A 12,430-nucleotide genomic window follows, 5' to 3' on the forward strand; every position below is an offset into this window, starting at 1 on the left:
GGGCCCGGCCGGTGCGGCCGGGCCCTTCGTCCCTTCCGGAGGGTCAGGAACGGACGCGGGCCGGGGGCGGGTAGACCGAGCCGTCCTGTGCGTCGAAGAGCATCAGGTCGTGCTCGCCGGCCAGCCGCTCGATGTCCAGCAGGACCTGGTCCGGGCACGTCGGGTGCAGGTTCATCTCGACGTGGTCGGCCGCCGCGTGCAGCGGCGCCACCGCCCACGGGGTGTCCGGGCGGGCCGGACGGTCGGGGTAGCGCGCCGTGATGGCGCGGTAGAAGCCGACCACCCGCGGGTCGGGGTGCTGCTCGCTGTGCCATCCGTCGCGGCACTGCCGCACCGCCGCCTGTACCCGTTCCGGTGTCGCCCCGTCCGGCAGGGCCCACACGCTCAGATCGAAACTCACGGCGGACAGCGTGCCATCCCGGGCGGCGCTCGTCACTTCTGCCCCGCCCCGGGGATTCACCTGCTGATTGTCGACACGACACCGAGAGGTCCGGTGTGGAGACTCTTGCGTCGAGTTGCGTCGATTCGCTAGCGTACCGGTGCGGTGCTTGGCTGAGTCGATTTCCCGGCCCGTCTTCGGGTGGCGCGGTCGGGGCGTGCGGCCGGTCGGCCCGCACCCCTCGATTGCGCGAGCCACGCGCACTCGTCGCTGACCGGCCCCCACGGTCGTTGCCGAGACCGCGGGGGCCGATCGCGGCCCACCTCCCGGATCCGAGCGCGGGGTGTGACGGCGGGTCAGCGGCGGTGGTGCGCGAAGAGCGCCCGGTAGTCCGAGCCGTCGTGGAACCAGGCCAGTCCGGCCGGGCCGGCGGCGTACAGGGCGGTGGCGTAGGCGTCGGCGACCGCCAGGTCGGGGCCGACCACGGTGGCGGCCACCAGCCGGTCGGTCGGTTCGCCGGTGTGCGGGTCGACGACGTGCCCGCGCCGGCCGGTGACGCCGGACGTGCCCACCGCGCCCGCGGTCATCTCCAGCACCAGCGGCGCCCGGCGCGCGTCGGTCGGGTGGTGCACGGCGACCCGCCACGGGCCGCCGTGCGCGGCGTGGCCGCGTACGGTCAGGTCGGCGCCGGTGAGCACGGCGTAGTCGTGGATGCCGGCGGCGCGCAACCGGGCCGCGGCCCGCTCCACCGCCCAGCCGCCGAGCAGGCCGCCGGGGTCGAAGCCGCCCGGGACCGCCCAGGCGTCGAACCACCCGTCGGTGACCGCCCGCATCGCGGCGCAGCGGTCCACCAGGTCGGCCAGCGGCGGGTACGAGTCGGGGCTGATCTCGTCGCGGCGCAGCCGGGACACCAGGCTGTCCGGCTGGTTGGGGCCGTAGGTGAGGTCGATGGCGCGCAGCTCGGCCACGGCGTCCCGGAGCGCCTCGCCGACGCCCCGGTGGCCGAACCAGTCTGGCGCGTTGAGCAGCAACGTGTATTCCGCGGTGGAGGTGCTGACGGTGTGGCGGACGCTGATCCGGTCGTAGGGGGCGGTGCCGTCGCGCTCCACCCGGTGGCTGCGGGCACCGAGACGCAGGTCGGGCCGGGGCTGGCGGAACGCGGACTGGTCGACCCAGCGGGCCCGGGGTTGTTCGTCCGCCCAGTGCGCCCGCCGCTGGTCGATCCGCATGACACCCGCCCCCTCGCTGGCCGCCGCGCCGTCGCGGCGATGCCGGTCCCGGGCGCCCGTCAACCCGGTGACCTGACCCTAAGCAGCGGAGATGACCGCGTCATGAATGCTGGCTGGGAGCATGCTGTGCATAGCATGTCCCGAATGTTGGACGATTCGTACCGGGAGGCGGGACAGCGACGTACCGTTGCGCAGAACGACGAGGTGAGGAGCGCCAGGTGGCACGCATCGCGGTGGTGGCCGGTGACGGCATCGGTCCCGAGGTGGTCGGGCAGGCCCGCAAGGTCCTCGACGCGGTGCTCCCCGGCATCGAGGCCACCGAGTACGACCTGGGCGCGGCGCGCTGGCACCGCACCGGCGAGGTGCTGCCGGACACCGTCCTCGACGAGCTGGCCGGCCACGACGCCATCCTGCTCGGCGCGGTCGGGGACCCGACCGTGCCGCCGGGCGTGCTGGAGCGCGGCCTGCTGCTCAAGCTCCGCTTCGCCTTCGACCAGTACGTCAACCTCCGCCCGTCCCGGCTCTGGCCCGGCGTGACCGGCCCGCTGGCCGCCGTCAAGCCCGGCGAGGTGGACCTCGTGGTGGTCCGCGAGGGCACCGAGGGGCTGTACGCGGGCGCCGGCGGCAGCCTGCACCGGGACACCCCGGCGGAGGTGGCCACCGAGGAGAGCCTGAACACCCGGCACGGCGTCGAGCGGGTGATCCGGGACGCGTTCGCGCGCGCCGGCCGCCGGGAACGGCGCAAGGTGACGCTGGTGCACAAGACCAACGTGCTCACCCACGCCGGCTCGCTGTGGTCCCGGGCGTTCGCCGCGGTGGCCGCCGAGCACCCGGACGTGACCACCGAATACCAGCACGTCGACGCCGCGGCGATGTTCCTGGTGACCAACCCGTCCCGCTACGACGTGGTGGTGACCGACAACCTGTTCGGTGACATCCTCACCGACATCGCCGCCGCGGTGACCGGCGGCATCGGGCTTGCCGCCAGCGGCTGCATCAACCCGGAGGGGCGCTACCCGTCGATGTTCGAGCCGGTGCACGGGTCCGCGCCGGACATCGCCGGCAAGGGCGTCGCCGACCCGGTGGCCGCCGTGCTCTCCGCCGCGCTGCTGCTCGACCAGCTCGGGCACGCCGACGCCGCCGCGCGGGTCACCGCCGCGGTCGCCGCCGAGCTGGCCGCGCGTACCCCCGGGGCGCCGGTGCGCACCGAGGAGGTCGGCGACCGGCTCGCCGGCCACGTCGTAGCCTGACCGGGCCGACCCTCCTGGCGGCCCGGATCCGGGCCGCCAGACCCGTCTCCGGGCCAGCTCCTCCCGATTGGCATCGTCGATGTACGGGGCCGGAGCTATCCGCTGAACGACCGTTCGGGGTAAGTTTCTGGCACCAGTGACGTCGGCGTGCGATCCCGCGCGCCGTGGGACCCGCAGGGAGGTCAGCGCGATGAGCGGTGGTGACAAGCTCGATTTCGAGATCCGTCCGAATTCCGCTTCGGTATCCGCCGCCGACCGGGCCGCCCTGCTGGCGAACCCCGGCTTCGGCCGGGTGTTCACCGACCACATGGTCACTGCCCGCTACGCCGAGGGCAAGGGCTGGTACGACGCCCGGGTCGAGGCGCGCGCGCCGATCCCGATGGACCCGGCCACCGCGGCGCTGCACTACGCGCAGGAGATCTTCGAGGGACTGAAGGCGTACCGGACCGGCGACGGGGCGGTCACCATGTTCCGCCCGGAGGCCAACGCGGCCCGGTTCGCGGCGTCCGCCCGGCGGCTGGCCATGCCGGAGCTGCCGCCCGCGACGTTCGTGGAGTCGCTGCGCCGGCTGGTCGAGATCGACCAGGAGTGGATCCCGGAGGACGAGGACGCCAGCCTCTACCTGCGTCCGTTCATGTTCGCCAGCGAGGTCTTCCTCGGGGTGCGCCCGGCCAACGAATACCTCTACTGCGTCATCGCGTCGCCGGCCGGGGCCTACTTCGCCGGCGGGGTGAAGCCGGTGACGCTCTGGGTCTCGCCGGACTACACCCGGGCGGCGCCCGGCGGCACCGGCGCGGCCAAGTGCGGCGGCAACTACGCCGCCTCGCTGGCGGCCCAGGCCGAGGCGATCGAGGCCGGGTGCGACCAGGTGGTCTTCCTGGACGCGGTGGAGCGGCGGTACGTCGACGAACTGGGCGGCATGAACGTCTTCTTCGTCTACGACGACGGCAGCCTGGTCACGCCGCCGCTGGGCGGCACGATCCTGCCGGGCATCACCCGCGACGCGGTCCTGACCCTGGCCGCCGAGGCCGGGCACGAGGTGCGGGAGCAGCCGGTCAGCTTCGCCGACTGGCAGGCGGACGCCGCCAGCGGCCGGCTGCGCGAGGTCTTCGCCTGCGGCACCGCCGCGGTGATCACCCCGATCGGTGGGGTGCGCTTCCCGGACGGTGAGTTCCTCGTCGGCGGCGGCGAATCGGGCCGCACCACGATGGCGTTGCGCCAGCAGCTCGTCGACATCCAGCGCGGTCGCGTCGAGGACCGCCACGGCTGGGTCACCCGCGTGCTCTGACGGCCGCACCGTGGCCGGCGCCGCCCCTCCGGGCGACGCCGGCCACGCGGTCACTCCAGCAGGTGGGCCGGGAGGGCCCGGAGCTGCTCGTCGGTGACGCCGGCGTGGGCCAGGTAGCCCTCGACCGAGCCGTGGCCCGCGCGCAGCTCGGCGAGGAACAGCTCCATCGCCTCGGCGGGGGAGGCCAGGAACGGCGGGGGTGGCTCCTCCGCGTCCGGCAGGGTGGCCCGCACCCAGGCGCCGAACCGCTCGGACGCCGCGGTGCTCAGCGCGTAGTCGGCGACGATGTCGGCGTCCGGCACGCCGAGCACGGCGAGGGTGAGCGCGCAGACGATGCCGGTGCGGTCCTTGCCGGCGACGCAGTGCACCACCACCGGGGCGTTGGCGCTGTCGGCGATCAGGCCGACCGCCTCGGCCAGCCCCGCGGTGCCGGTGCGGGCCAGGTCGGCGTACCGGTCGGCGAGGTAGCGGGCCAGGCTGACGCCGGAGGACTCGTAGCGCCGGGCGGCCCAGTCCTCGTGCTCGGGGTGGATGTGCCGGTAGGCGAGCCCGTCGTAGGCCGGCACCCGGCCGTCGCGCTCCACCTCGGTGGGGCGGCGCAGGTCGATGACCGTGCGGATGCCGAGCGCGGTGAACGCCGCCCGGTCGGTCTCGTCGATGCGGTGCAGGGAGTCGGAGCGGTAGAGCCGGCGGCGTCGGACGGTGCGCCCGTCCCGGGTGCGGTAGCCGCCGACGTCGCGGAAGTTGAACAACGCGGGGAAGGGATTCTCCGGTGCCTCCATCCCTGACACGGTAACGGCCGGCGGCGGCACCGGTGTGCCCCCGCCGGCCGTGTCCGGTGCCGGGTCAGGTCCGGGGCGGGCCGTCCGGCGGGAGCGCGGAGTGGTTCTCGCCGTAGTAGCCGCCGAGCTTGTCCCGGTAGGTCGGGTCGGCGTGGTCGGCCTCGTCGTACTCCGGGGCGGCCTTGATCTGGTCCTTGTCCCGGTCGACGAAGACCTTCCGCTCGTCGTGGTCGACGTGGTTCACGGTGCCGGCGGGCAGCATGACCTTCCGGTCGAAGATCCACGGGCCGACGTCGACCACCAGGTAGCTGTCGTCGACGTCGTGGCTGGCGCGGTCGATCTTCCCGATGCCGCCGTCGGTGGCCTCGACCTTGTAGCCGGTCAGGTCCGCGCTTGCCACTCCGGCCTCGTCCCGGTAGCGCCACGGGTCGAACGCGCCGCCCGGGGCGCCGCCCGCGACCGCGCCCCGACCGTCGTCGACGATCGGTTCGGTGCCGGCGTGCGTGGCGTGCGGGTCCAGTCTCTCCATCTGCCCACTCCCGTCCCGACGGCGGTGGCCGTCGCTTGCGACGCTCTCCTCCGACCCGGGGGTTACCCAGCGGGTCCGGGTGCCAACCCGGCGGCGGCGTCCCGGAATGTGGATTACGCCTCCCAAAAACCGGCGGAGGTGGCAGAGTACCGGTCGTGACCAGCTCCGTCCTGATCATTAGCAGCTAGCGCGCCGGCCTTTCCCCTCGCCGAGCGCGCCGACCTCCCGCATTCGCGGGGGGTCTTTTTGTTGCTCTCCCCAGGCACGAGAAGAGGACTCCGATGACCTTCCAGGTGTACGACACGACACTGCGCGACGGCGCCCAGCGCGAAGGGCTCAGCTACTCGGTGGTCGACAAGCTGGCGGTGGCCCGCCTGCTCGACGACCTCGGGGTCGGCTTCATCGAGGGCGGTTGGCCCGGCGCGGTGCCCAAGGACACCGAGTTCTTCCACCGGGCGCGCACCGAGCTGAAGCTGCGGCACGCGGTCCTGGTCGCGTTCGGCGCCACCCGCAAGGCCGGCCTGGCGGTCTCCGACGACCCGCAGGTGCGCGGGCTGCTCGACGCGCAGACCCCGGCCGTGGCGCTCGTCGCCAAGGCGGACCTGCGGCACGTCGAGCGGGCGCTGCGCACCACCGCCGAGGAGAACCTCGCGATGGTGCGGGACACCGTGGCCTACCTGGTGGCGCAGGGACGGCGCGTCTTCGTCGACGGGGAGCACACCTTCGACGGCTTCCGGCACGACCCGGGCTACACCGCCGCCGTGGCGGAGACCGCGCTGGCCGCCGGCGCCGAGCGGTTCGTGCTCTGCGACACCAACGGCGGCATGCTGCCCTCCCAGGTCACCGCCGTGATCGCCGATCTGGTCGGGCGGACCGGGGTCGCGCCCGGGCAGCTCGGCATGCACGCCCAGAACGACACCGCCTGCGCGGTGGCCAACACCATCGCCGCGGTCGAGGCGGGCGTGCGGCACGTGCAGGGCACCGCGAACGGGTACGGCGAGCGCCCCGGCAACGCCGACATCTTCGCGATCGTCGCGAACCTTCAGCTCAAGCTCGGCATGCCCGTCCTACCGGAGGGCTGCCTGGAACAGATGGTGCGGGTCGCGCACGCCATCGCCGAGATCGCCAACATCGCCCCCGACACCCACCAGGCATACGTCGGGGCCGCCGCCTTCGCCCACAAGGCGGGGCTGCACGCGAGCGCGATCAAGGTCGACCCGTTGCTCTACAACCACGTGGACCCGGCGGTGGTGGGCAACGACATGCGGATCCTGGTGACCGAGATGGCCGGCCGGGCCAGCATCGAGCTCAAGAGCCGCGAGCTCGGGCTGGACCTGGCCGACCATCCGGACGCCCTGTCCCGGGTCACCGGGCGGGTCAAGGAACTGGAGGCCGGCGGCTGGTCGTTCGAGGCCGCCGACGCCTCGTTCGAGCTGCTGGTCCGCTCGGAGCTGCCGGACGCCGCGCCGGCCCGGCCGTTCGCGCTGGAGTCGTACCGGGTGCTGGTCGAGCACCGCGAGGACGGCGCGGTGGTCTCCGAGGCGACCGTCAAGATCCGGGTACGCGGCGAGCGGGTGATCGCCACCGCCGAGGGCAACGGCCCGGTCAACGCGCTCGACGAGGCGCTGCGGGTCGGGCTGGCCCGGCACTACCCGGAGCTGCGCGAGTTCGAGCTGGCCGACTACAAGGTGCGCATCCTGGAGGGCAGCCACGGCACCGGCGCGGTGACCCGGGTGCTCGTGGAGACCGCCGGCGCGGGCCGGGACTGGACCACTGTCGGCGTGCACCCCAACGTGGTGGAGGCGAGCTGGCACGCGCTCGTCGACGCGCTCACCTACGGCCTCAGCAAGGCGGGGGCCCCGCTTAACGCCTCCGGCAGCGGAAGGGGCCCCGCCTAACACCCGTCGACCTCACGCCGCCGGCAGGCGCAACTCGGCCAGCAGCGCCCGGTGGTCGCTGCCGGGCACCGGCCGGGTGCCGGTGGCGAGGACCGCGATGCGCCGGTCGACGAGCACGTGGTCGATGGTGACCGGCGGGATCGGGTCGCCGCCGTACGGGCCCCAGGTGCCGGCGAGCCCGGCCCCGACCGCGTCGGCGGCGTCGGTGTAGCCGGTCGCGATCAGGCGGCGCATCGTGACGTGGTCGAGCGTGGCGTTGAAGTCGCCGGCCAGCACGCTGAGCCCGGCGGTCGGGGTGGCCGGCGGTTGGGCGCGCTGGTCGGTCCACCACTGCGGCACCGCGTCGAGGGTGTACGGCGCGCCCGGGTGCGCCGACTCCACCCGCAGCGGCGGCGCTCCCGGCACCAGCACGGTCGCGTACGCCTGGGTGAGGAACCATCTCCGATGACGCCGGTGGCCGGGGTCGCGCAGCGGGTGGCGGGCGTACAGGCCGGAGCCGGTGGAACCCACCTCCGGGCTCAACGACCGGTGCGGCAGCAGGGCGGCCAGTCCGAGCCGGTCCAGGTCGGCGGCGAGCTGCGGGGTGAGCTCCTGCACGGTGAGCACGTCCACCCGCTGCGCGCGGACCAGGTCCACAAGCGCCGCCGGGTCGGCCGATCCCAGCCGCAGGTTCGCGGTGAGCAGCCGCAGCGTCGGGCCGTCGGCCGGGGGCCGGTCGTCGGCGACCGCCCGCGGCGCCACCGCGCCGACGAGCGCCAGCGCGGCAAGCGCCGCGACCACCGCGGGGGCGCGGCGGCGCAGCGCGAGCGCCAGCACCGCCGCGACCGGCGCCACGGCGGCGACGTACGGGGTGAACGCGGTCGTCAGCACCAGCGGACCCCGCTCCAGCCCGGCCAGCCGCAGCACCGCCCAGGCGGTCACCGGCGCGACCGCCGACCAGCACGCCGCCGTCATCCACCGGCCGCCCCGGCGCAGGGGATCCTCACGTGTGATCACGACGGTGAGGCTACCGACGAAGGGCCCGTCGGCGCTGCCCACGAATCAATTTCGTGAATGGTCGAGCGTTAGTCTCTCGCAATTTTTGTCGAGTTCTACACGGGTGTCGGTCTCGCGATATCCGCTATTGACCTCCCCATTTTCCGGTGTTAGGTTCCACCTGGTTGAGGCATCTCAACTTGCCGTGTAACACCAGCTCAGCAGCGGTGCAGACGGAAATCGGATACCCGATTATCCGCAATTTCGCGCACCCGCCGTATCACCACGGTCAACCGAGGGGGATCTGTCATGGCTACATTCTTCAAACGCAAGGCGACGGTGGTGGCGCTTGCCGCGCTGGCCCTTACCGTGGCCGGCGGCGGGATCGCGGTCGCCGCCCAGCCCGAGTCGACGGGCCAGCCGGCCCGGGTGGCCGGGCAGCAGCCGACGGTGAGCGCCGCCGAGAAGCAGGCCGCGCGGTCCGCCATGCGGGCCACCCTGGCGCCGCCGGCCTCCGGTCAGGTCGCCTGGGCGGTGGTGTCGTCCACCGGGACCCTGTTGCAGCACTCCGGCAACGTGGTGTCCTCGTTCCGGTTCCCGGCCGGGCCGGGCGTGTGGCCGGGGCAGTACCAGGTGCTGCTCGACTACGACGTGAGCCACAAGGCGTACGTGGCGACGATCGGCACCAACGACTCGGCGAACGTCCCGCCCGCCGGCGAGATCTCCGTGGCGCCGCGCCTGCTGACCCCGAACGCGGTCTTCGTGCAGACCCGTACCTCCGCGGGTTCGCCCTCGTCGCGAGGCTTCCACATCGTGGTCACGAGCTGATCCGCTCCGCCGCGCACCGGCCCCCACCGTGGTGGGGGCCGGTGTCGTGTTCCGTCCCGGTCCGACCCGCGCGTCCCCGGTTCGCGTCGTTGCCGCCCGGTCGGGGAACTTCTCCCGGTCCGGGCCGTCCCGGGACGGAGTGGGGCCGATAATCCGACGTTTGTCCCCGGTCCGGCCCGGGAAGCAAGCACCGTGACGGACATCTCGGACACCCTGGCCAGCGTGCCCAGCCCGGTCGATGCGGACGCGAGCGGCGTCGAGCTGGACCAGACCCTCTTCGAGGTCAAACGCGTGATCGTCGGGCAGGATCGGCTCGTCGACCGCCTGCTCACCGCCCTGATCGCCGACGGCCACTGCCTGCTGGAGGGCGTACCGGGGGTGGCCAAGACGCTTGCCGCGCAGACGCTCGCCACCGTGGTCGGCGGCACGTTCTCCCGGATCCAGTTCACCCCCGACCTGGTCCCGTCGGACATCGTCGGCACCCGGATCTACCGGGCGTCCACCGAGGCGTTCGACGTGGAACTGGGGCCGATCATGGCCAACCTGGTGCTCGCCGACGAGATCAACCGGGCGCCGGCCAAGGTGCAGTCGGCGCTGCTGGAGGCGATGGCCGAACGGCAGGTCTCCATCGCCGGGCGGAGCTGGCCCGTACCCGACCCGTTCCTGGTGCTGGCCACCCAGAACCCGATCGAGTCGGAGGGCGTCTACCAGCTTCCCGAGGCGCAACGCGACCGGTTCCTGATGAAGGTCGTGGTCGACTACCCGAGCGACGCCGACGAACTGGCCATCCTCTACCGGATGAGCGCCGAGCGCCCCACCGCGCGGACGGTGCTCGACCCGGCCCGGCTGCGCGAACTCCAACGCCGCGCCGCCGACGTCTTCGTCCACCACGCGCTCGCCGAGTACGTGGTCCGCCTCATCCTCGCCACCCGCGACCCGGGACGCTTCGGCCTGCCCGACGTCGCGCCGCTGCTGGCGTACGGGGCCAGCCCCCGGGCCACCCTCGGCCTGGTCGCCGCCGCCCGCGCGCAGGCGCTGATCCGGGGACGGGACTACGTGCTGCCGGCGGACATCCGGGAACTGGCGGTGGACGTGCTGGCCCATCGGCTGGTGCTCTCCTTCGACGCGGTGGCCGACGGCGTCTCCGGCGAGGACGTGGTGCGCCGCCTGGTCGAGGCCGTGCCCCCGCCCCGGCTGGTGGCCGGACCGACGGCGGCGACGCCGGACCTGGCGGCGGCATGACCCGCCGGGCCGTCCCCGCGCCCACCCGGCCCGGCCCGGCCGCGTACGCCGGGACGGCTCCCGGTGCGTCCGCCGCCCGCCGGCATCTCGGCGGCGCCGAACCGCAGCTCGCCGACCTGGCCCCCGACGAACGGCTGCGCCGGTTGGAGCTGACGGTCACCCGGCGGCTCGACGGCCTGCTGCACGGCCGTTACCGGGGCCTGCTGCCCGGACCCGGCAGCGAGGCGGCGGGCAGCCGCGAATACCGCCCCGGCGAGGACGAGGTACGCCGGATGGACTGGGCGGTCACCGCCCGGACCACGGTCCCGCATGTGCGGGAGGTCGACGCCGACCGGGAGCTGACCACCTGGATGCTCGTCGACGCCAGCCCGAGCATGGAGTACGGCACGTCCATCCTGGACAAGCGGGAACTGGCGGTGGCGGCGGTGGCCTGCGTCGGCTTTCTCACCGCCGGCGTGGGCAACCGGCTCGGCGCCCAGGTGCTCGCCCCGGACGGGCTGCGCCGGTTCCCGGCCCGCAGCGGACGTACCCATCTGCTCGGGTTGCTCCGCGCGTTGCTCGGTGCCCCGCGTACCGGCGACCGGTCGGAGCCCGGCGCGACGGGCCTGGCCGACGGCCTGGCCGGGCTCCAGCGGGTGGCCACCCGGCGGGGGCTGGTCGTGGTCGTCTCCGACTTCCTCGACGAGCTGCCCGACGACCCGGACGCGCCGCCGCCCTGGGCGATCGCGCTGCGCCGGCTGGCGGTGCGGCACCAGGTGCTCGCCGTGGAGGTGACCGACCCGCGCGAGCTGGAGCTGCCCGACGTCGGGCTGATCACGCTCGTCGACCCGGAGAGCGGACGCCACCGCGAGGTGTGGACCGGCGACCCGGCGCTGCGCGAGCGGTACGCGCGCGCCGCCGCCGCCCAGCGCGACCGGGTGCGCCGCACCCTGCGCCGGGCCGGCGCGACCCACCTGGCGCTGCGCACCGACCGGGACTGGTGCGCGGACGTCGTCCGGCACGTGCACGAGCAGCGCCGGCTGGCCACCGCGCCGGCCGCCACCCGGGGAGGTGCCGCGTGAGCTGGCAGTCGCCCGCCCGCCTCTGGCTGCTGCTCGCGGTCGCCGCGCTCGTCGCCGGCTACCTCGTGCTCCAGCGCCGGCAGAGCCGGTACGCGGTCCGCTTCACCAACCTGCGCCTGCTGGACCGGGTGGCCCCGCGCCGGCCGGCGTGGCGGCGGCACGTCCCGGCCGGACTCTTCCTGGCCATGCTGGCGCTGCTCGTGGTCGGGTTCGCCCGGCCGGAGGCCGAGGTGCGGGTGCCCCGGGAACGGGCCACCGTGATGGTGGCGGTGGACGTGTCCACCTCGATGCTCGCGAGCGACGTGGACCCGGACCGGCTGACCGCGGCGAAGGAGGCGGGCCGGAAGTTCGTCGACGGGCTGCCGGACGAGTTCAACGTGGGCCTGGTGGCGTTCGCCGGCAGCGCCGCGGTGCTGGTGCCGCCGAGCACCGACCGCGAGGCCCTGCACGAGGGGATCGAGCGGCTCGCCGAGGGGATCACCGGCGTGCAGGGCACCGCCATCGGCGAGGCGATCAGCACCTCGCTGGGCGCGGTGAAGAGCCTGGACGCCTCGGCCGCGAAGAACCCGCCGCCGGCCCGGATCATCATCCTCTCCGACGGCGCGAACACCTCCGGCATGGACCCGATGGAGGCGGCCGACCAGGCGGTGGCGGCCAAGGTCCCGGTGCACACCATCTCGTTCGGCACGCCCGGCGGGTCGGTGGACCGGGGCGGCCGGGCGATCCAGGTGCCGGTGGACGGGCAGACGCTCAAGGCGGTCGCGGAGGCGACCGGCGGCGGCTTCCACGAGGCGTCGACGAGCCGCGAGCTGAAGGACGTCTACGAGGACATCGGCACCTCGGTCGGCTACCGCACCCAGCGGCAGGACATCTCAGCCCGCTTCATCGGCTTCGGGCTGGTCCTGGCCATGGGCGCCGCCGCCGGCTCGCTGCGGTGGTTCTCCCGACTGCCCTGACCGCACACCTGCG

At 74.1% G+C, this 12,430-nt stretch carries 12 protein-coding genes; 7 read left to right on the forward strand and 5 right to left on the reverse strand.

Annotated features, from left to right (window positions below; genetic code table 11):
- Positions 1-43 precede the first annotated feature (43 nt).
- A complete protein-coding gene (locus tag O7619_RS10515) occupies positions 44-400 on the reverse strand; it encodes a hypothetical protein (RefSeq protein WP_282287307.1) in 357 nt (118 codons plus the stop codon).
- A 335-nt stretch (positions 401-735) separates the two neighbouring features.
- Positions 736-1,608, reverse strand: a complete 873-nt coding sequence (locus O7619_RS10520) for an FAD:protein FMN transferase (RefSeq protein WP_282287308.1) — start codon at positions 1,606-1,608, stop codon at positions 736-738.
- A 218-nt stretch (positions 1,609-1,826) separates the two neighbouring features.
- Between O7619_RS10520 and O7619_RS10525 the strand changes: the two genes are divergently transcribed.
- Both O7619_RS10525 and O7619_RS10530 read left to right on the forward strand, forming a co-directional pair.
- Complete coding sequence (locus tag O7619_RS10525; RefSeq protein WP_282287309.1) at positions 1,827-2,858, forward strand: 3-isopropylmalate dehydrogenase; 1,032 nt, start codon at positions 1,827-1,829, stop codon at positions 2,856-2,858.
- Between the two features lie 190 nt (positions 2,859-3,048).
- On the forward strand, positions 3,049-4,146 hold the full coding sequence (locus tag O7619_RS10530) for a branched-chain amino acid aminotransferase (protein WP_282287311.1): 1,098 nt from the start codon (positions 3,049-3,051) through the stop codon (positions 4,144-4,146).
- A 50-nt stretch (positions 4,147-4,196) separates the two neighbouring features.
- Here the strand turns inward: O7619_RS10530 and O7619_RS10535 are convergent, their stop codons facing one another.
- Both O7619_RS10535 and O7619_RS10540 read right to left on the reverse strand, forming a co-directional pair.
- Positions 4,197-4,928: a tyrosine-protein phosphatase gene (locus tag O7619_RS10535; protein ID WP_282287312.1), complete on the reverse strand. Its 732-nt coding sequence runs from the start codon at positions 4,926-4,928 to the stop codon at positions 4,197-4,199.
- Positions 4,929-4,992: 64 nt separating this feature from the next.
- The gene (locus O7619_RS10540; RefSeq protein ID WP_282287313.1) at positions 4,993-5,457 is read right to left on the reverse strand and encodes a PRC-barrel domain containing protein; all 465 of its coding nucleotides are present in this window, start codon (positions 5,455-5,457) and stop codon (positions 4,993-4,995) included.
- 281 nt (positions 5,458-5,738) lie between these two features.
- Here O7619_RS10540 and cimA point away from each other — a divergent pair, with 281 nt between their 5' ends.
- Entirely contained in the window at positions 5,739-7,355 is a 1,617-nt protein-coding gene (cimA, locus tag O7619_RS10545) for a citramalate synthase (RefSeq protein WP_282287314.1), read from the forward strand.
- A gap of 12 nt (positions 7,356-7,367) precedes the next feature.
- Here the strand turns inward: cimA and O7619_RS10550 are convergent, their stop codons facing one another.
- Positions 7,368-8,309, reverse strand: coding sequence for an endonuclease/exonuclease/phosphatase family protein (locus O7619_RS10550; protein ID WP_282288756.1), 942 nt, complete (start codon positions 8,307-8,309; stop codon positions 7,368-7,370).
- 330 nt (positions 8,310-8,639) lie between these two features.
- Here O7619_RS10550 and O7619_RS10555 point away from each other — a divergent pair, with 330 nt between their 5' ends.
- The 4 genes from O7619_RS10555 (at position 8,640) to O7619_RS10570 (ending at position 12,417) form a co-directional block, all read left to right on the forward strand.
- Complete coding sequence (locus O7619_RS10555; protein WP_282287315.1) at positions 8,640-9,158, forward strand: hypothetical protein; 519 nt, start codon at positions 8,640-8,642, stop codon at positions 9,156-9,158.
- A gap of 192 nt (positions 9,159-9,350) precedes the next feature.
- Positions 9,351-10,400, forward strand: a complete 1,050-nt coding sequence (locus tag O7619_RS10560) for a MoxR family ATPase (protein WP_282287316.1) — start codon at positions 9,351-9,353, stop codon at positions 10,398-10,400.
- Positions 10,397-11,461 (forward strand): DUF58 domain-containing protein, encoded by a 1,065-nt coding sequence (locus O7619_RS10565; RefSeq protein ID WP_282287317.1) that lies wholly within the window; start codon positions 10,397-10,399, stop codon positions 11,459-11,461. Before O7619_RS10560 ends, O7619_RS10565 begins: the two co-directional genes overlap by 4 nt.
- Positions 11,458-12,417, forward strand: coding sequence for a VWA domain-containing protein (locus O7619_RS10570; RefSeq protein ID WP_282287318.1), 960 nt, complete (start codon positions 11,458-11,460; stop codon positions 12,415-12,417). The genes O7619_RS10565 and O7619_RS10570 overlap by 4 nt, the downstream gene beginning before the upstream one ends.
- Positions 12,418-12,430 lie beyond the last annotated feature (13 nt).

This window comes from Micromonospora sp. WMMD998 (genome assembly GCF_029581235.1).
Classification (GTDB): Bacteria; Actinomycetota; Actinomycetes; order Mycobacteriales; family Micromonosporaceae; genus Micromonospora.

What these genes read in the sequence shown, in the direction of transcription:
- O7619_RS10555 (WP_282287315.1), top strand. Translation starts at nt 8,640, where the DNA reads ATGGCTACATTCTTCAAACGCAAGGCGACGGTGGTGGCGCTTGCCGCG.
- O7619_RS10520 (WP_282287308.1), bottom strand. Translation starts at nt 1,608, where the DNA reads ATGCGGATCGACCAGCGGCGGGCGCACTGGGCGGACGAACAACCCCGG.
- O7619_RS10535 (WP_282287312.1), bottom strand. Translation starts at nt 4,928, where the DNA reads ATGGAGGCACCGGAGAATCCCTTCCCCGCGTTGTTCAACTTCCGCGAC.
- O7619_RS10565 (WP_282287317.1), top strand. Translation starts at nt 10,397, where the DNA reads ATGACCCGCCGGGCCGTCCCCGCGCCCACCCGGCCCGGCCCGGCCGCG.
- O7619_RS10530 (WP_282287311.1), top strand. Translation starts at nt 3,049, where the DNA reads ATGAGCGGTGGTGACAAGCTCGATTTCGAGATCCGTCCGAATTCCGCT.
- cimA (WP_282287314.1), top strand. Translation starts at nt 5,739, where the DNA reads ATGACCTTCCAGGTGTACGACACGACACTGCGCGACGGCGCCCAGCGC.
- O7619_RS10550 (WP_282288756.1), bottom strand. Translation starts at nt 8,309, where the DNA reads ATGACGGCGGCGTGCTGGTCGGCGGTCGCGCCGGTGACCGCCTGGGCG.
- O7619_RS10540 (WP_282287313.1), bottom strand. Translation starts at nt 5,457, where the DNA reads ATGGAGAGACTGGACCCGCACGCCACGCACGCCGGCACCGAACCGATC.